The sequence below is a fragment of the Ruegeria sp. AL11 genome, from assembly GCF_056540865.1.
In genome coordinates this window covers 203578-223841 of sequence record NZ_JBQFXO010000008.1, presented here as the reverse complement: position 1 = coordinate 223841, position 20264 = coordinate 203578, and the positions used below count along the sequence as shown (strand labels likewise).

Genomic DNA, 20264 nt, shown 5'->3' with positions numbered 1-20264 from the left:
TCCCAAATTGACCTTTCAACTCTTTCAGACACAGAGGCAACCTGCTTCTGCGAGTATGATAAACTTTCTAAGTTGATTGGGTAAAAATAGTGGTATGAACTGAAGCAGCGCAGTTGTGTTGATCGTGATAGGTTATGGTTTATTCGGTTCAGTATCTTAGGTTTTTTGCAGCAATCGCTGTCGTGATCGTGCATGCAGCGGGCGAAGTTGGGTTAGTCTTTCAACAAGGACAGGTCGGCGTCGACCTTTTCTTCATTATCAGCGGTTTCGTAATCTACCTCGTCACCGAAAGAAGCAGAAATTCACCAAAAGTTTTTCTATATAAGAGATTTATCAGGGTCGCCTTACCCTATTACGCCATTTTGTTTTTTGTAATTTTCGACTACACGACCCTTGGATGGAACAACTACGATTTCGGCAAGCTCACTGTGAGCAACACTCTGCATTCATTTCTGTTCATTTTCGAAACGAGTGATGAAGGAGTGTTTGTTCAGCCAATCTATCCGATCGGTTGGACTCTGAATTTCGAGATTTTCTTCTACGTACTGTTTGCAGTAGCAATGATGGTTTCCCAAAAACATCGCCTGGCCTTAACAGCCAGCGCGATCTTTGGACTGACAATCCTACAATGGTTTGGCCGATTCGAGGGTGGTATGTGGTATATGGTTCAGACTCGTACTGCTATCGAGTTTATATTCGGAATGCTCGTAGCTTTTTACTACATCAATCACCTCGACAAATTACGTCAGCATAGAGCTACTGTCCCGGTAGCAATGGTGGCATGTTTGATAGGGTTTTCACTGCTTGCGCTTGGACCCCCCGTTCATCCTTTCAGTGGTACGCGGTTTATTACTGCTGGGATTCCATCTGCAGTCTTCCTATGCGCAGTCGTCACCTTAGAGTCGTGCGGGCAGATATCAAAGAGCAAGATTTTGTTTTATCTTGGTGGTGCGTCTTACTCTCTGTATTTGGTTCACTTGGCAGTTGCAAAGAGCGTCGTGCATTTCATACCCATAAACGCGTGGCCGGGACCAATCTTCGCTGTGATTATGATTGTTGTCGCCTCCATTTTGGTTTCCTTAGCGTTTCATCATCTATGTGAACGTCCTTTGCTCGAATTGTCTCATAGGCTCGGACAGCGGCACCTTAAAGGGATGAAGCTACAGGGAACTGGATCATGACCCAGGAGTCGCTCCGAGGTCACGATTTCATCGTTTCGACAAGATCGAAATGATGCCACCTAAACAATTTCAACATGCAGCATTGCAAGCGTTTTCAGTTTGGTTGGTGATATTTTCAGGACCCAGTGTAAGGACTAACAACCTCTAAAACATGTGATGCGATTTCTTCGTAATTGGCCGAAAATACATCGTTTATGTTATTTTTAGAAAAGTCTGGCTTCGGGGCCACTTCTTCAAACATAGCCGAGTAAACTATCATCGCAGCCAGAAGATGCAAAGTGTCTTCTCCGTGAGGTGCGTCATCAGCAAACCAGTCGTCGGCTGATAAGGAGGAGGCCGCGGTGTTCTCCATCACCGAAACCATGGTTCGCGCCACAGGAATTAGTTTGATACGTGATGCTGCGTCGGGAACGTTTTCCTTTACCTGGCTCAGCAAATTGTCATACCAGCCGGTATAGTTGAATTTGGTAGTTGTTCGTTCACGCCAATCCGCGAAATCGCGATCGGAACCTGCACCGGTTGCCTCATCAAGCAGCCTTCCCCCGTCAGACCAACCTTCGTAGATCCAATAATTCGGGCGATCTCCCACGTTGGCTTCATGCGTTGCCACAATATCGCTAATCGTGCCGGTCCAAAAACGAGACCGTCCTTCTTCAATATGCCATGGCAGCGGTCCGCCGACGCTAGGGTCAGGATTGGCTCCTTGTGATTCATAGGCTGGAGGGCCGGAGAAATTGTCAGTCAGCATGATTACATCTGTGACATTTGCCCTATCGATCGATGGCCAAGAGTTTTGTGCACCCATGACAGGCACCCCAAGGGTCTTCCAGTTCTGCCGCCAGTCCGGCGGCTCGAGCGGTGGTCCAATGTCATAGCTTCCCTGGCCCGCGAAGAACTGTTCGCCGTTTGCCTCGGTCAGCAATTTCATCATCGGCGGAATCCGATCGTACAGGCTGTTCATGTACGCACCGACGGCACGCCTTTGCTGTACTTCGCCGATTGCGTCGGTGGGTAGAGAAGAAAAGCCCATAAAAGAAATTAGGGCTGCACTCAAAAATCGCACTGCTTAAACTCCATGTCGGTTGGTTGTCTGTCAGAGAGAATATAGCGCTCTTTTTCAAAGTACATCCTGGATCAAGCGTTTACTGAATGCTCGCCCTTAAATTCACCATCAATGCGGTCACTATCGCTAAAATCGAAACAATCAGAACCGATGTTTGCCTTAAAATTAGGTGATGAAATGACCTTTTGCGGCCATAGAGCCATACCTTTGACCTGTCTGTGAAATAGCTCCTCGCCAGACATACATCCGCCGTATTATATGCATATCGGAGTCAATTAGACTCTAGTTATCTAAAAAACATTTGAGGGGCCTTGGCCGTTAGTTCGTATGACGAGTGAAGCACGTAAACCAGTTCTGGTGGTTGACCTAGACGGAACGCTTTTGCGATCCGATATACTCTTCGAAACTTTTTGGAGCGCGTTGGGAAAAAACTGGCAAACACTCTTTAAGTCGGCTAGCGCATTGTCGCACAGCAAGGCCAGGCTGAAGCACGCGCTCGCCGAAGCAGGTCCTGTCGACGTCGAAACGCTCCCCTATGATCCGGAGGTTATCGCCTATGTCGAAAACTGGCGGCGAAAAGGCGGTCAGACGGCTCTGGTAACGGCCAGCGACGAGACAATAGCCAAGGACATTTTCGACCATCTTGGTATTTTTGACGAGGTCTATGGGTCAGACGGTGTGAGAAACCTCAAAGGCCCGGCGAAGGCCACCTTTCTGAAAAACCATTATGAAGACGGCTTCGCATATATGGGGGACGCCCAGGCTGACATTCCGGTTTGGTCGCAAGCTAACCGTGCAATCACCGTCAACGCACCCACGAAGTTGCGCAGTACGGTGGACGATCTTAGCCCAGAGGTTGACCATTTGAGCACTCAGGTCACTTCCTTAAAGCCGTATATAAAAGCTATTCGGCCCCATCAGTGGTTAAAGAACATTCTTGTTTTCCTTCCGATGCTAGCCGCTCACCAGTATGATTGGGGGACATTTTGGGCGTCTTTGCTGGCGTTCATCTCATTTTCCATGGTCGCGTCCAGTGCGTATGTCATGAACGATCTTCTGGATTTAGCCGCTGATCGCGCACATCCGCGCAAGTGCAAGCGCCCATTTGCATCAGGTGCGATCCCAATCGCTCATGGAACTTGGATGGCCTTCGGAATGCTTGCCACAGGCGCTATTATCGCCGCCAGCGTCAATTGGGCTTTTCTGGGCGCCATGACCTTCTATTACGTCGCAACCACTGCCTATTCGCTAAACATAAAGCGCCGCATTGTAATCGATATCATTACGCTGGCTGGTCTCTACACTACCAGAATCATTGCCGGGGGGTATGCTACCCAGATTCCATTGTCTGTGTGGCTTTTGGCATTCTCGGTGTTTTTCTTTCTTTCACTTGCATCAGTAAAACGCCAGGCCGAACTGATCGATACCGCCAAGCGTGGCGCAATGGAAGCCACAGGACGCGGCTATCAGGTCGACGACCTGCCGCTAATCAGCCAGGTGGCTATCTCTTCCGGATATGTTTCAGTTCTGGTTATGGCGCTTTACATCAACTCTCCCAACGTGATGGAATTGTATCGCTCTCCTACTGCGCTTTGGGTGGTGTGTTTGATTCTTCTGTATTGGTTGACTCGTGTCACCATGATAACCCACCGCGGGCATATGCATGATGACCCCGTCGTCTTTGCCGCGAAAGACAGAACCAGCCAGTTGTGTTTTCTCGCCATACTGTTTTGTGCTGTTTGGGGTGCCTTGTTATGACCTTGGGGAGTTTGATACTTCGGTATGGAACATTCGCGATCATCGCGACCGCCGGGAACCTTGCTACGCAACGGGTTTTCTTGATGTGGGGTGAAAGCCTAACCCATTTTGTTGTCGCACTATGTGCTGGAACCCTCGTGGGTTTGGTCATCAAATACCTATTGGACAAACGTTGGATTTTTTACGACTTGTCCTCCGGAGTGGTTGAGCACAGGAAAAAGTTCACGCTCTATACGATTATGGGGTTAGCTACGACTGCAATCTTCTGGGGTACTGAAACCGCTTGCTGGCTGATATGGGGGACCGATTTGGCTCGCGAGATTGGGGCTATTGTTGGTCTAACCATAGGCTATGTGGTCAAGTACAATCTGGATCGGCGATTTGTGTTCACCGATTCAACCCTTTCGCTTGGACGTGCGACATGATGCTAAGTGGGTGGGGGCGATTTCCAGTCGTTTATGCACCGATAGTCAAGGCCCCGCGGTCCGACGTCGAACTAGCTTCTGCGTTGCGTTGCGGGGGTGTCATCGCACGGGGCAACGGACGTTCCTATGGTGACAGTGCGATCAGCCGGCGCGGTACAATTGAGATGCGGCACTTCAACCGCATGATTTCGTTTGACAATGAAACTGGAACCCTTGTGGCAGAAGCTGGCGTTCTGCTGGCCGACGTAATCTCGTCCTTCCTGCCGCGTGGATGGTTTCCTCTTGTGACGCCCGGGACAAAATACGTGACACTTGGCGGAATGATCGCCGCCGACGTGCACGGGAAGAACCACCACCGTGACGGTTCAATGGCCAAGTCACTGGAATGGGTCGATGTGATGGACGCTTCGGGCCAAGTGCACCGTGCCTCGCGCGACGAAAATCAGCAGCTTTTCAACAGTATACCAGGGGCCATGGGGCTGACTGGAATAATACTTCGGGCCGCGATCCGGTTACAGCGGGTCGAGACAGGCTGGATCCAGCAGACAATGATCCCCGCGAGCAATCTTGCTGAGGCGATGGAAGTATTTGAGGCCAATGACCAAAGTCTTTACTCGGTTGCCTGGATTGACTGCCTGAAGCGCGGCGCGAACCGCGGTCGATCATTGGTGATGCTCGGAGAGCACGCTTCGCTCGATATGTTAAGCGCTAGGCAAAAACTAGACCGCTACGCTATGAGCCCTCGGCGAATGAAACGAGTGCCGTTTGACTTTCCAAGCTTTGCAATGTCGGGCCCTGCAGTGAAGGCTTTTAACGCGCTGTACTACCGTTCTGGGTTGCGTAAAGCCGGTGACAGCATTGTGGACTGGGATAGCTATTTCTATCCGTTAGATGCGATATTGAATTGGAACCGGGTCTATGGTCGCAAAGGTTTGCTGCAATTCCAATGCGTTTTGCCCTTGGAGACATCCCGTGAGGGCTTAAACGCCTTACTGGACACGATCTCTGAGGCCGGCTCTGGCTCTTTTCTGGCGGTTCTTAAGCGTTTCGGAGAACAAATCAGCGCGTTTTCTTTTCCAATGCTCGGCTATACTCTAGCGCTAGATTTCCCTGCCACCGACAAGAACCTCAGCCTGCTGGAACGCCTTGATCAAATAACGATAGCGCACGGTGGAAGATTCTATCTTGCCAAGGACGCCCGTATGTCAGCCCAAACATTGATGGAAAGCGACACGCGTACGGCCGCTTTTATCGCACAGCGACAGAACAGAAATGCATCGGTGGCCTTTCAATCCTCACAATCCGAAAGGCTTGCACTATGAGCAAAGGCCCCGTACTCATCCTTGGCGCGCGTTCCGACATTGGTCTCGCCGTAGCAAAAAAATTCGCCAGCCTAGGACACCCCGTCCAACTTGCCGCGCGCGAAGCTCAGAAATTGGCTCCTGATCGCGACGATATCTCCACCCGGTATAATGTAGAAGTCACGCTGCATGAATTCGACGCGCTGCACCCCGACAGATTTGCTGGTTTCCTCGACAGTTTGCCAGAACTTCCAGAGGTCGCTGCTTGCGCAATCGGCTATATGGGCGAGCAAGAGGATAGCGAAAGTAACCTGACAGCCGCCAGCCTTGTGATGCGTTCAAACTATGAAGGCCCTGTCGGCATTCTGTCCGAGCTAGCCAATCGGTTCGAAGATCGTGGGTCAGGTGTAATTATTGGGATCAGTTCGGTGGCCGGTCAACGTGGCCGCGCCACAAATTATTTCTATGGCTCGGCCAAAGCCGGCTTCACTGCCTTCCTTTCTGGACTGCGCAATCGACTGACCAAGAAAGGTGTGCATGTAATCACCGTTTTGCCCGGGTTCGTTGCGACGCGTATGACTGAAAATCTCGATCTGCCCAAAAAACTGACGGCTCAACCTGCAGAAGTGGCCGAAAAGATAGCGTTGGCAGTCAAAAAAAGCAGAAATGTAATCTACGTCCGCTCAATTTGGTTTTTGATCATGACAATCATCTGCAACATCCCTGAAAACATCTTCAAAAAGATGAAGCTGTAATGATCAAGGCGCTTCCGTCTATCAGTCGGACGGTGGGCAATTGACTTCGAGCACATAACCCGGGCTTAGCAGAGTGTCAAAAACCGCAACTGGTTTATAAGAACATGATCTTTCGTCCAATACCTGCCTCAGTCCTGCGGTTGCCCGTCCCGGTAACCCAGGCCAGCTCGCATGTATCGACGCTATGTAAAAAGTCCTGCCATCCGACGGTCCGGAATCCAGAACGAACCGTGCCAACGGCCTGAAATCACTTCTTTGGCGCAACAAAATGTACATCTTTGCCCAGCCGATTGGATCGTTTTGCAAGATGTTCTCAACCTTTTCCGAGAACAGATTGCCATCGATTTCGTTCCATTCTGAATCGAAGTAAGATGGGTCGATTGCACCACTTTGTGTCGAAAGGCTAGGTGCGAACCGGTGCTGAGCAATTGGCGCGCCCCTTTCGATCATCAGCGGAATCAGACGGAATGTTCCAAAATAATACAGCACGTCCGAGGGCGGCAAATTGGCAAGCGTCTCCACCACCTGGTCGCTTGAACCTTCGACCAATTGCGGAGGCCACTTCATCGCCACTCTTAACCCAGAAGCTGCAAAAGCAATTCCCAGAACTATCAAGCAGCCCAGCGCTAATCGGCGGTGTCGGTCATCGCGTGGTACGAGCAACGTATCGACCACCGCTCCAGCTAGAACCCCTACGACCCCCAAAATCCAAAAAAGATGACGTGAGCTAACCGCAGGATATTTGCCTATTGCAGCCAACACTAAAAAGGCCAAAACGATAGTTGCGGTGAACAGCAACAAACTGACAAGTTTTGAACGTCGAGTGTCACCAAGAATAATGAGTGCGGCGCCGGAACTTCCCAAAAGTACCAGCACAATCAATACCCCTCGTGTTTGCAACAAGAGCATGGTGGCTTCACCGAACCGCTTCAGGGCATCAAAACCCAGAGCCCCATATGCGTCAGGAAACCCGGTCAATTGAATTTTTGTCGCGTACCCGATTTGCAAGTAATACGCCACGGCAACACCGCAGAAGAGCGCGGCCAAAGCGACCTCCTTCCACTCTAAATGTCCCCGTTTCAGACGTGAGAGCAGAAAAAAAGCTACCACCAGACACCCTGCGACAATTGTAGATAGACCCAAAAACAACCCAACGAACAAAACCGCCATGTCCCGTAAACCAAAGGGTGCGTCACGATTTTTGCAGTAGATCCAGGCAGTAAATATGGCGAAACCAGCCGCATCGAATGCGTAGAACTTCAACATCGAGCCATTGATCAGGAAAGATGGCTGCGACAATAGCACAAATAGACCTGCAGCAATTGGAATAGGGCGCCTTTCGAAAGCGAAGGCCATAGCAATAGTGATGATGCCAAGCGTCGTCAGGATCACGATCCATCGAGCCGTTTGAATTGATAGGTGTGAAATCGAATGCAAAAACAGATTGAAAACGGGCGGGCCGGCTTGTTGCGCCTGCGGCAAGGGGCCAAAGGCTTGCGCCAGGTTGTCCAAAGGAAAGTTCAGAAGTTGAGAAACTTCATCAATCCAAATGCTGCGATCTGTCCAAAAAAAGAGCTGCACGCCCCCGAAAGCTATAACCAGGACCAATACCGCAATGCCAATCGGGCTGTCCGAGCGGGCAATATCCTTTGGCATCGAATTCTCTCTGAAATCGTTTGATTATCTGTGATTTAATCGGAAAAGCGTTGTGGACTCAAGTTGGGCTTTCTGTTCAATCTCAACAGACTGAACACGCTAAAATCCCCAAAGTTTAAGGCGATGCTCTCTGCGCTCTACCCAAGATTGTCGACAAATAGCCCTGTTGGCCCTTTCGAGTTGTTGCGTCTACCAAAGCACTGCTGTCAGCCAATCAGAAATGAGGTCTCGCCTGAAGGTCTGACCTTGATGGGAAATTGCCACGAGTCCGTAATTTTGTGCATGTCCACTAGCTTTTTTTTTCGTTTTAGCTAGCGATAGTATCGGTCATTGGAGAACGCCATGCTGCTTTTCAGGCTTTGCCTTGTCGTCGTTATTTTATCAGTGCTCCTGGATTACGCAGTTAACCTGTCCGACACACGCTGGAGCTGGGACATCAACCATATGATGTATTTCGGCCAACGGCTTCTTGAAAATGACCTTCATTGGACGGTTGAATTTGATGACAAGCTGCCAGTTAACCAATTCCTCTTCGTAATCCCAGCCGCATTCGACAGCGTTCTGGCGTGGCAAATCCTTTCCATCTTTGCAATGCTGGGTGGCGCGATTGCGACGGCGTTTGTCACTCGGCAGGTTCTTGTCTCCGGGCTGGATCTGCCGGATCGGGTTACAACGATGTGTGCGCAAACGTCAGCAGTCGCAAGCTTAGCGGGTTTTGCGTTCCTTCCCGGCGGGATTTACCACATCAATCCCTTGGCAAGCGCCTCGGCAATTGGCGCAATAGCCTTGCTTATGGCTGCGGTTGCGCCCATCCGCTTTGGAAAAACCCCATCTATTTGGCTTTTCGCTTTTTCAGCTCTGCTTGCCAGCCTTGCCATAGGGATACGCCCCTATTTTTTGCTGTGTCTCTGTTGCGCAGCATTCTGGTTGACTTTGCGCCTCATACCAACAGGGGTTACTCTGCTAAAGGCCGTTTGTGTCGCTACAATCTGGATTGCTGCCGTCGGTTTGGCCGGAGCGCTAACGAACGTCATGCCATACGTTCTCACCGGCAACTTACAGGCCTTTCTGGATGGAATGCAGTTGCTACGACAAGACCTGATCCTCCAACCATTGACGAGCAATTTGAAAGAGCAACACAGCTGGTTCACCGATCGCATTCTGCCTGTTTTTCCCTTCCTGGCATTGGCTTCGGTCTCCACTGCGATCGCAGCTGTTATACATTTGCTCCAAGGTCGAAAGACGCGGCTATCAAACCAAACAAGGGGTCTTTGGACAGATATCTTAGTGATAACCTTAATATTGCCCGGCCTGATCGAGGCAGCGATACTCTACAAGCATTTTTGGTCACACTACCTACAACTGTTTGTACCGTTTTTTGCTATCGGAACAGGGTTCTTCGCCGCACTTTTGTGGCGTGGGCCGTTGCAAGCCAGAACGGGAAGCGAAGTGCTAAAGTTAGCACTGGTCTTTTTGATAATGCTGCCACTATGGCGGATTTCGCTGGAGCATGTCCGTTGGTTTTCATCCCGGGGCGATACAGCTGAGGAGATCGATCTGCTGTCCAACCAGATCGCGCAGGTTCAAGAGACACTGCCCAGTGGGTCACGCGATTTTCTGGCGCCGAATCTGATGTATGAACATTGGCGGTTGCGCGAACCACGCCATGGCTTTCCACATGCGGCCAATACCGATTTTATCGTTGGTAAGAACTGGTGGGTCGATCTAGAGATTCCAGCAGGATACGACCTGCCAAAAAACTACAATGAGTACTGCAACCAAATCGACCGCCAAGGTCCCAGCATCATCGTACTTAAAATCCAAGACCAGCTTGCAGACTGCCTCAGACAAAGCGCAGTGTATTCGGCCTTTGAACCGGAGAACGCGACATCGGATGAAGTCTTGTTTTTTTTACGCGGAAACGGAAGTTGAACCTTTGAAGCGTGTAAATGCAGACGGATTAACGAAGGGTTTCATAAGCGCAACGATCCCAATGCCCAAGGTGAGTTGGATTCCTAGTCCTCATTTACACACGCTGGGCTTGGCTTATGCTGTTTACCCTTACTCAGGCGTAGTTAACCTTTGATACAGGCCATTACTTTGCAAAGATATACTTACTCCATTCCGATGTTTTTGATTTGGGGATTCACACTCTTCATCGCCTGGACTGCCTATCAGGACTTTCTGCTTGGCGGCAATTCCTGGAAACAGGGTGATTGGCTTATCAACAGTACAGAAATCACTATCCGCCGGGGGATGATGGGCTCGATGCTGCTTAAAGTAGCACAGGGTTTGTCGATTGATGTCTTGCTATTGGTTGTCGTTGTGCAGATCGGCTTGCTGCTTGCAACCGTGGGACTAATTACTGTTGCGCTTAAGCGAAAATGCAGTCCTTCGACCCTTTGGCTTTTGATCCTGTCCCCGGGCTTTTTTATCAGTTTTTGGGCACTGGACAGTCAAGGCGGTCTGCGGAAGGAATTGATTTCCTTTTTTGCCTTTGCGTTGATGCTGTTTGCCGCCAGTCAACATACTCCGAACAAGTTGTTGATCTATTTTTCGGCTGTCGTCTTCGGGTTCGCAACTATTAGCCACGAGGGAAACCTTTTCTTTGCGCCCTTCTTTGCGTTCTGCTTTTGGCTGGCTCGATCTAAACTGGTGATCTCGCGGTTGGACTTCGTCGCCTTGTTGGGAATTATCGGCAGTTCTTGCCTGATCGCCGTGCTAATTGCGTTCGCATTTGGAGAGTTGACTGACTATATGGCCGTATGTCAGCCCATACTGAACGCGGGTGTTTCGGCGGAAATGTGTGAAGGCGCAATCAAGGCGCTTGAGATTCCCCTGAGCGAATACATGACGGCAACCTTTTGGGTTTTGTTTTCATCGAATGTCTTTTCCTTTGCGCTTTTGTATGCGTTGACTGCAGTCTCGATTTTGGTCACCGGATCCTACCTAATAGGCGGGCGCATTTTTGTGCGTGCCTACATTGCGTCGGCATTCCTTTTTCTGCCGCTTTACGTTGTTGCCCTAGATTGGGGCCGATGGGTCAGTTGGCATACAACCGCTGTTGTTTTCACTTTGCTAATTGCGATCAGCTTTGGTGTACCAAAACGAACAAATACTCAAGAAATGCCAATACGGATGTTCTCGGTTCTTTTGGTTTTCAATGTAGTTTGGGGATTTTCGCACTTCGTGGACGTTATTTGGGGCGGTATTGCCTGGAAAACACTCAAAAGCACATTCATTCTACTGGGTCTTGACCATATTGCACTACCGGCCACTTAACCCGCGAGCGAAGGACCGAAGCGACTTCCAATCAGGGTGAAGCCCACACCTCCTTCGTTTCGGTGCGAATAGGCCTTAGTACGACCCTGGCTGCCTTAGTCGCGACAATGAAACGATGTACTGAACCAAGACCCACCAGCAACTAAGCGATCCAGCGAGACACGCCTCCGGTCGCTCAAACTGAAGATTTCAAAAGACAGAGCAGGGAACTTTCTGCGAATGGACCTTGGGCCCACAACGAAGCAACTGCCAAAACAAATGGTAGAATGCGCTAGGTTGAGAGCCCATCGATCACGTGGGTAGCACTATAGTTTTCGACACTACCCAACCTGGAAGCAAACCGGCAATGGGCCCAGCCAGCATAACCAAAAGCCACGCGCCTGAGATACCCTTTTGCACGATGGCAAGCAGGCAAACTCGGCTAAGCATGGCTTTTGTCGGCAGCACGGCCTAAAGACATTCGCCGATTACGTGCGGAACTCAGATCATAGGTCCCACACCTCAACCACGACAGTCGCCTCAGACAGTTGACCAGACGAGTCCGCTACCCAGTACTCAAATGTGTCGGTGCCCTCGAAGTTAATGTTTGGCTGGTACAGCAGCTGCCCATCTTCTTGAACATATACATCGCCATTCTCGGGGTCGGTGAAACCACTTACATTGAGTTCAGCACTTTCTGCATCTGAATCATTGGCAAGCACGTCAACAAGAACACCCTGGTTCATTCCAGTTGAGAAATTGTCGTCCACTGCATCCGGAGCCGAACCTCCCAGATCAAGCATGCCGTTAAAACGGGCACCGTTCGCGTAGTTGTTAATCATCCAGTTGTTTGCCAGTTCACCGTCCGTCATTTCAAGCGTGACAACATGGGTGATCTTCATGACTTCGCCGGTTGCTCTATCGGTGATAAAGTCGTCGATCAAAAGCACGTTCCGACCGTCTTCTGTCCTGTAATATCCGTTTTCGGAGATCAGATAGATGATGTGCTCATAAAACTCGATCTGAAGCGGCTCCTGCTCAAACGCCCGGTCTCGGGTCCCAATCGAGTCGGTTCTGACACCATCAAAGCTGAAGTTTTCACCTAGCGCGATGCTAAGACCACCGTCATGGACAAATTCTAACCTGCCAGGAGTCAAATCGTCCGACGTCAGTATCTGGTGAGCAGCGGGGTTGTAGCCAAGGATATCCGTGCCGTTATTGATCGATTCAAAATCAATCAGGATATTTGCAACATCGCTATCCGGGAACGAAGCTGTGAAATCCGACCGGAAGTCAACCGCCGCATCAAAACCTTCCACGCGCAGCCCATTTAGAACCATGTCGTAGATGTTTGTTCCGAAGTCTATCCCGTAGTTATTGACGTCGCCCAAGCGCTCTCTCGCGTTGATGAGATCGAAGTCGATGAACGTATAGTGCGAGGTGTAGCTCAGGTTTGCGCCGGTGGAAGTTTCCCAGTTCAAGAAACCGTCAAAAACAGTGCGAAGATCATGCTGCGTCTGCCAAGGGAAATCCTTGATGACGATGATCCCTGTGTTGGTGCCAAAAGCCTCGTTGTCGCGAAACCCTTGAATCGGCGCCAGGTTGTTCAGAATCGTATCCCGGCCATACCCTATCTCAGGGTGATCCAAGTTATCGACTGAAGGATCGGCCTTGTTGTTGCGCATCATCCAGACGAAACCATTGTTGGTATTCGCTGCAACGTTTTCCGCTGCCTCAACCAAACGGCCTGCGAAGAAGAACCCGTCGCCAGTATGGCCGGTATCTTGACTCGAGACGCGTGCTCCGTCCTTGACTTCCCAATCACCCCAGTTCGTACCTTGGGCATTGATCGCCATGTTTCTGAACCAGGAGCCTGTCTCGTCACCGGCTTCAGCTACAAATGCAGCCCCGAAAACATCAAAGGCGACATTCTCTGCGAAGTTAGCATTGCTGGAATGGTGGACAAATCCCCAGCCAGGCGAGCCATCAACGGTATTTCCAACAGCAATCGCCGGGTTGTCCTGATCAGAAGTGCCCGTCAAGTGGAAATGGAATGAATAGCGACCTTGGATGTTACTGTCCGGTTCCACAACCCCCAAATCAGCAGTGCTAAGTGCGGCGGGTGTGGATTTGTCGGTCCGCCCCAAGTCTTCGAATGCTGCGTAGCGGACGTCGACGTCGTCATTGTGCATGAACATTACGTGTCCACGGTGATGAGTTTGCGTGGCATCCCCATCCTCACTCGAGAACGTAATGTTTCTGGACATGTTCGCGACGTAAGCAAACAAATCGTCACGCGGTGTATCGTGATCATGCTCCAGTGGAGGTTCAAATGTGATCTGATTGCCGTTGATAGCGGTGATCGTGATCTCTTCGTCTTGGCTTTCGATGTAGCCAAGAGCTGTACCAGTATGCCCAGTTTGGTGCGTTCCTGTTAGAACCAGATTGTCACCGACTTGCCATCCATCGGGGATTTCGGAAAGCGACAGAGTGTTCTCACCACGCATCGGGGCTTCCGACACGGTCAAGAAAGCTTGCTTTTCTGCACCATGAATTTCGACTTGACCATGCGAGATAACACCGCGCGACAGCAAAGTCGGATCCCAACTGACGTCAATGTCACCGTTGTTGGCAATCACAATTTCGGCATTTACATTGGCTGCAATCGGATTGTCTTCTGTTCCAATTTCAAGTCGGCCGGATGTGTCGACAACCATCGTGTCAACGACCATGCGCGTGTTAATGTTGGTCGCGAAGGACAATTCACCATCAACACGAACTGTGAACAGCGATGCATCGCTCACACCATTGTAGGTGACTGCGATGTTCTTCGGAATCAAGACGTTAGCACCTTCGTCCGGGATGCGCCCTTCATACCAGGTGTTGGGGTCAAACCAATCGCCATCTGATACGGCCACATGAGTGGCGTCAGAGCGATCAACAAGATCCAGCAGCGCACCATGCTCCGTGGACATAGTCATACTATCGCCATGCGCGTGCGCATTGGGCTCGGCCATTACCGCCGCAACAAACGCGTCATGTTCGGAAGGGTCAGTTGGCTCTGGGATCGTGCCAGGAAGGTTCTCACCACCATGATCCACTTCGTCGCTGTCGGCATGATCATCGTGGCCCGTATGGCCATCATCAGTCCCGCCATGATCGCCGTGATCAACCACGTCATCGGTGGTATCCGAACCATCCGTTCCATGATCTCCGCCGTCGTGGACCATGCCGCCATCATCAGTCCCGCCATGATCGCCGTGATCAACCACGTCATCGGTGGTATCCGAACCATCCGTTCCATGATCTCCGCCGTCGTGGACCATGTCGCCACCGTCGGCCCCGCCCTGATCACCGTTATCAACCACGTCGTCGGTGGTATCCGATCCATCCGTTCCATGATCTCCGCCGTCGTGGACCATGTCGCCATCATCGGTTCCGCCCTGATCTACCTGATCAACAGCGTCGTCGGTGGTATCGGATCCATCCGTACCGTCATGACCATCATGTACGGTATCGCCGTCCGGCAACGAATGACCGAGGCTATCTCCGGAAATGACTTCGGTTACACCGTTCGTGTCAGGACCACTCCACTCCAGCCTCAGGACCTGGTCGCCCCAAATCTCAAAATAGCGGACTTCGAGGTCGTGCTCGCCAGCTTCCAAATCGACCACAACCGGAATGGTCACAGCTCCATGAGGGCCATCATTGTCGATGATGCGCTCACCATTTAGGTAGACTGCGGACCCGTCATCGGATGTCAGGTAAATCGTGTATGAACCGGCCGTTTCAACATTCAGTGTACCTCTGTAACGGGCCGCGAATTCATCCTGTGCGCCATTTTCCCAGAACGGGTTATTTGAGTTCTCGAAATTCAGCTCCGAGACGGTGCTTGTCAGATCGGGCGTTGCGTCAAAATCAATTTCAGCAAGGCTCCAAGCCGCTGTCGGCAAAACAAAATACTGAGCAACCAGACCACGGTTCTGTGATGTTTGGTCGTCATTGCTGTCATGCCCGCCGTCGTGACCCATATCGCCACCGTCGGTGTCAACTTGATCACCTTGGCCCGCATCGCCATCATCTGTCCCGCCCTGATCTACCTGATCAACAGCGTCGTCGGTGGTATCGGAACCATCCGTACCATCATTTCCACCGTCTTGGCCCGTATCGCCACCGTCGGTGTCAACATGATCACCATGGCCCGCATCGCCATCATCGGTTCCGCCCTGATCTACCTGATCAACAGCGTCGTCGGTGGTATCGGATCCATCCGTACCGTCATGACCATCATGTACGGTATCGCCGTCCGGCAACGAATGACCGAGGCTATCTCCGGAAATGACTTCGGTTACACCGTTCGTGTCAGGACCACTCCACTCCAGCCTCAGGACCTGGTCGCCCCAAATCTCAAAATAGCGGACTTCGAGGTCGTGCTCGCCAGCTTCCAAATCGACCACGACCGGAATGGTCACAGCTCCATGAGGGCCATCATTGTCGATGATGCGCTCACCATTTAGGTAGACTGCGGACCCGTCATCGGATGTCAGGTAAATCGTGTATGAACCGGCCGTTTCAACATTCAGTGTACCTCTGTAACGGGCCGCGAATTCATCCTGTGCGCCATTTTCCCAGAACGGGTTATTTGAGTTCTCGAAATTCAGCTCCGAGACGGTGCTTGTCAGATCGGGCGTTGCGTCAAAATCAATTTCAGCAAGGCTCCAAGCCGCTGTCGGCAAAACAAAATACTGAGCAACCAGACCACGGTTCTGTGATGTTTGGTCGTCATTGCTGTCATGCCCGCCGTCGTGACCCATATCGCCACCGTCGGTGTCAACTTGATCACCTTGGCCCGCATCGCCATCATCTGTCCCGCCCTGATCTACCTGATCAACAGCGTCGTCGGTGGTATCGGAACCATCCGTACCATCATTTCCACCGTCTTGGCCCGTATCGCCACCGTCTGTTCCATGATCTCCCCCGTCGTGGACCATGTCGCCATCATCGGTCCCGCCCTGATCACCGTTATCAACCACGTCGTCGGTGGTATCGGAACCATCCGCACCATCATTTCCGCCGTCTTGGCCCGTGTCGCCACCGTCGGTGTCAACATGATCACCATGGCCCAGGTCGCCATCATCGGTCCCGCCTTGATCTACCTGATCGACAGTGTCGTCGGTGGTATCGGATCCATCAGTACCATCATATCCACCGTCGTGGCCCGTATCGCCACCGTCGCTGTCAACATGATCACCATGGCCCGGGTCGCCATCATCGGTCCCGCCCTGATCCACCTGATCAACAGTGTCGCCGGTCGTATCCGATCCATCCGTGCCGTCATCATCGGTAACGCTGCCTGGCAGCGAATGACTCAGGCTGTCTCCCGCTATCAGAGTTCTGCCACCCTGAGTATCCGGTCCGCTCCATTCCAAGACCAAGGTCTGTCGACCCTTGTTCTCGAAATACTGAAGCTCAAGATCATGCGAACCTGCAGTTAAGAACAGTGTCACCGGGATCATGACGTCGCCATGCAAGCCATCGTTGTCGATCACTTGTTCACCGTCGATAAACAGCGCGGAGCCGTCATCCGAGGTCAGATAAATTGTGTATTCCCCAGCTGTCTCGACATTCAATTGGCCCGTGATCTCGGCGGCAAATCTATTCCGCGCGCCACCGTCCCACCATGCATCCCGACCCCGTTCGAATGCGACTTCGGACAGGATCATCTCCGAAACCGGATCGGCGTTAAAGTCGATCTGATCCAGACGCGAAGTACCGCCTTGGAGTTCGAAAAACTTGGCAAAAAGTCCCAGACTCTCTGTCGCCTGCGGCGCAACATCTGCATCAGAAGAAGCTTCGTCAAAGCCTTCCGTGGATGTTTCTGCGGCATCAGAAATAGAGTAGTCCACGACGTTAGAACTGATCAGCTGCCTGTCGCCGCCGGTATCAAGACCCTCCCATTCCAACTTGAGCGTTTGTAAACCGCCGCTTTCGAAATAGCGGATCTCGATATCATGGGACCCAGCGTCGAGCATAATGTCGGTCTGAATCAGCCTGTCACCATGGTTTCCATCGTTGTCGATGACAAGCTGTCCATCAATGTACAATGCCGAACCGTCATCAGACGTAAGGTAGAAGGTGTAGACGCCAGCCTGACTTACGTTCAGGGCGCCCGAATACTTTGCTGCAAACGAGTCTTGGGGACCGCCATCCCAGAACGCTTCAGTTGAGCGTTCAATATCCAGCTCCGAAACCACCTCAACCGCGTCAGGTGTTAGATCGAAGTTTACCTCCGAAATACTGGAAACCCATTGGGGTAACGTGTAGTACTCTGCGATAAAGCCCAAGCCTTCGGTCGGAATGCCGAAAATCCGAGTGTCGATGCTGCTCATTACGTTATCCTTGGTGCATTTGATGAAACCCTGGTGAGGCTCCAATCAATGTGGTGGTCGGTCAGGAGGTACAGGTCCAGAAGGGCGAAAGTGCGGCAGGAAGCTGGCACAAGATCATATCTGCGGCGAAACTGTGTCCATTTTGTAAACCGGGTGTCTCAAAGTTTGCCGTCGAATTATTATCCGAGGCTAAGTACTTCAGTTTAGGTGCCATCCCAGCCGCCTTTTCATTTTGTCCATTCCAAGCGTTTCCACGACCCGTAAGCCGCGAGAATCGAGTAACATTTGAAGTAACGAAAAAACTAGTTCACCATCCCTGAACAATGGCATACCCAGACCTCAAATTGCCCACAACCCGGAAATACTCAGAGCTATTCAAGCAAGCGAGACATTGCCGAGCGTGTCCAGATTTCCGCCGAGTTTCTAAGTGAAATCATGGTTTTTTTGCATTTTCGCCCCATTCCCGACCTCAATTCGCTCCAAATTTCATCGGTTTTTTAATGAAATTTCGTATACGATCGAAACCGAAGCACCCGGTAAGCGAGAAGATTGCTGATTTGGAACAATTTCCGACTGTTTTCGCTCTAAACCCGGGGCTGGAGCAAGGGTAAAAGCAAAGGCATGCAAGCGCACTGCTGTGTTGTTCGTCTTTTTTGTTGTTCTCGTAAGGACGCAGCCAACGATAGACAATTCCGCTTTGCTGAGCCATCAAAGGGTATTGGTTATTAAGTAGTGGAATAGTTTTGTGAATTCCGAGACTGACATCGCTTCGCATCAATTGGCACAAGGGCCCGAGTTTCTTTCGCTGATCAGCCAGCCCACGAAGGCATCGCTTTTTGCGAGCGTGAGTGACTGCTGGAATCATGGGCGGGGCTTTACCCTGGCAACCTTAAACCTGGACCACATCGTAAAAATGCGTGAGATGCCCGATTTTCGGTCGGCCTATATTTCGCACAGCCATGTGGTAGCTGACGGAAACCCAGTTGTGTATCTTTCGCGGCTTGCGGGGCGCCCAATCGAATTGATCCCCGGCTCAGACCTGATCGCGCCGCTGGCAAAGTTGGCTGCGCAACATGGCGTACCTGTCGCGCTTTTAGGGGCAACACAGTACACATTGGACCGGGCGGCGGGTCTGCTGGAGAAAGACAATCCAGGGCTTCGCGTTGTTGCGAAAATCGCGCCGCCTTATGGGTTGGATACCAATGGGCCTGAGGTCGCCACCTACTTTGATACCATCCAATCATCTGGGGCACGCCTTTGTTTCCTGGCGCTAGGAGCGCCGAAACAGGAAATTCTGGCGGCACGGGGTGCTCAAATTGTGCCGTCCTGCGGATTCGTCTCAATTGGGGCAGGCCTGGATTTCATAGCAGGCAGTCAAACCCGCGCACCGTCCTGGGTACGAAAGCTTTCGCTGGAATGGGTTTGGCGCATGGCCAACAACCCGAAGCGTCTTGCGGGCAGATATGCTCGGTGTCTCGCGATTTTGCCCAAACTATTCTTTCAGGCTTTGCGCGTACGCTTGGCACGTTGATCACCGCATGAAACGGCGTTTCAAAGGCCTTGACTGAATTTTCGGCGCCCGCGCAATTCCTGATCTGTGTTTTCATCAGGCGCCGGATCCGGGAATAGCAGTCAGTAACCGTATTTATCCAGTTTCTCGAGGTAGCGGCATTTGTTCAGGACCACACCCAGCAGATTGCAGCGCCCAGCGATCTCGTCCTTGCACTTCTCCAGTTCATCAGCGGAAGTATCTTCGGCCGCGGCCACTAACAAAACGCAATCAATCTGATCGAGAAATGCATATGTGTCGTCGCAAGCGAGCATAGGGGAAGTGTCAAAAATCATGATGTCTGGCTGATACCGCTCTTCAATCCGATCAATAACGTGAGCAGCGTCTTTGTCCTGCAGCAGTTCGGCGGAGTTCGCTACCGAATCGCTGTTCAAAGCAAAAGCCAGCTTCCGATCGTAACAGACCATGTGGTCCTCGGGCTGGCTTTGGCCTTCCAAAGCGTTGGCAAAATTGCATTTGCTTGTACCCAGAAGTTTGTGAGCTGATGGACGTCGCAGGTCCAAATCGACCAGCATCGACCGGATATTTCTCTGGCGGGCGATACTGAACGCCAGATTCAGACTCAAAGTAGTCTTTCCGCAGGCGGACCCTGGTGAAGTGATCGCAACCCGACGCCAATTGTTACTAGCCATCTGATGCATCATACGTGTGCGCAATACATCAAATGACGCAGAATCTGCGGATGCCTCGTAACCAGAGATTCGGGCCCGCTTCAATTGGCTGGGCTTTAGATCGTACTCAGGCAAGTCCGCCCACAGCTTATCAACGAGCGGGACAGCCGGATTCTCGGGCTGCAGAGCTTCCACGGTAGCGCCTGCAGGCTTCGGAGCGATTTCGTCGGAAGCCGACACACGCCGCGCTTCTCGGGCTTTTTGAATGGCAGACTGAATACGTTCCATAACCTG

At 51.5% G+C, this 20264-nt stretch carries 12 protein-coding genes; 8 read left to right on the top strand and 4 right to left on the bottom strand.

Annotated features, from left to right (window positions below):
* Window positions 1-134 precede the first annotated feature (134 nt).
* Entirely contained in the window at window positions 135-1181 is a 1047-nt protein-coding gene (locus tag ACR0IP_RS14610; protein WP_170380979.1) for an acyltransferase family protein, read from the top strand.
* A gap of 115 nt (window positions 1182-1296) precedes the next feature.
* Here the strand turns inward: ACR0IP_RS14610 and ACR0IP_RS14605 are convergent, their stop codons facing one another.
* Window positions 1297-2235, bottom strand: a complete 939-nt coding sequence (locus tag ACR0IP_RS14605; RefSeq protein WP_480526347.1) for a hypothetical protein — start codon at window positions 2233-2235, stop codon at window positions 1297-1299.
* Between the two features lie 336 nt (window positions 2236-2571).
* Here ACR0IP_RS14605 and ACR0IP_RS14600 point away from each other — a divergent pair, with 336 nt between their 5' ends.
* The 4 genes from ACR0IP_RS14600 to ACR0IP_RS14585 are packed head-to-tail and all read left to right on the top strand — an operon-like array spanning window position 2572 to window position 6483.
* Complete coding sequence (locus tag ACR0IP_RS14600; RefSeq protein ID WP_480526345.1) at window positions 2572-4002, top strand: UbiA family prenyltransferase; 1431 nt, start codon at window positions 2572-2574, stop codon at window positions 4000-4002.
* A complete protein-coding gene (locus ACR0IP_RS14595; protein WP_170380976.1) occupies window positions 3999-4427 on the top strand; it encodes a GtrA family protein in 429 nt (142 codons plus the stop codon). The genes ACR0IP_RS14600 and ACR0IP_RS14595 overlap by 4 nt, the downstream gene beginning before the upstream one ends.
* Window positions 4424-5749, top strand: coding sequence for an FAD-binding oxidoreductase (locus ACR0IP_RS14590; RefSeq protein WP_170380975.1), 1326 nt, complete (start codon window positions 4424-4426; stop codon window positions 5747-5749). The genes ACR0IP_RS14595 and ACR0IP_RS14590 overlap by 4 nt, the downstream gene beginning before the upstream one ends.
* Entirely contained in the window at window positions 5746-6483 is a 738-nt protein-coding gene (locus tag ACR0IP_RS14585; protein ID WP_170693382.1) for an SDR family oxidoreductase, read from the top strand. The genes ACR0IP_RS14590 and ACR0IP_RS14585 overlap by 4 nt, the downstream gene beginning before the upstream one ends.
* Window positions 6484-6504: 21 nt before the next feature.
* On the opposite strand, the gene ACR0IP_RS14580 is transcribed toward ACR0IP_RS14585, so the two are convergent.
* Entirely contained in the window at window positions 6505-8139 is a 1635-nt protein-coding gene (locus tag ACR0IP_RS14580) for a hypothetical protein (protein ID WP_480526342.1), read from the bottom strand.
* Between the two features lie 342 nt (window positions 8140-8481).
* Between ACR0IP_RS14580 and ACR0IP_RS14575 the strand changes: the two genes are divergently transcribed.
* Together ACR0IP_RS14575 and ACR0IP_RS14570 are read left to right on the top strand one after the other, a co-directional pair.
* On the top strand, window positions 8482-10071 hold the full coding sequence (locus ACR0IP_RS14575; protein ID WP_480526340.1) for a hypothetical protein: 1590 nt from the start codon (window positions 8482-8484) through the stop codon (window positions 10069-10071).
* Window positions 10072-10221: 150 nt separating this feature from the next.
* Complete coding sequence (locus ACR0IP_RS14570) at window positions 10222-11421, top strand: hypothetical protein (protein WP_480526339.1); 1200 nt, start codon at window positions 10222-10224, stop codon at window positions 11419-11421.
* 485 nt (window positions 11422-11906) lie between these two features.
* On the opposite strand, the gene ACR0IP_RS14565 is transcribed toward ACR0IP_RS14570, so the two are convergent.
* Window positions 11907-17789: a PA14 domain-containing protein gene (locus ACR0IP_RS14565; protein ID WP_480526337.1), complete on the bottom strand. Its 5883-nt coding sequence runs from the start codon at window positions 17787-17789 to the stop codon at window positions 11907-11909.
* 922 nt (window positions 17790-18711) lie between these two features.
* On the opposite strand from ACR0IP_RS14565, the gene ACR0IP_RS14560 reads away from it, so the two are divergent.
* Window positions 18712-19320: a WecB/TagA/CpsF family glycosyltransferase gene (locus tag ACR0IP_RS14560; RefSeq protein WP_480526335.1), complete on the top strand. Its 609-nt coding sequence runs from the start codon at window positions 18712-18714 to the stop codon at window positions 19318-19320.
* 101 nt (window positions 19321-19421) lie between these two features.
* On the opposite strand, the gene ACR0IP_RS14555 is transcribed toward ACR0IP_RS14560, so the two are convergent.
* Window positions 19422-20258, bottom strand: a complete 837-nt coding sequence (locus ACR0IP_RS14555) for a CpsD/CapB family tyrosine-protein kinase (protein WP_170380771.1) — start codon at window positions 20256-20258, stop codon at window positions 19422-19424.
* Between the last annotated feature and the right edge of the window lie 6 nt (window positions 20259-20264).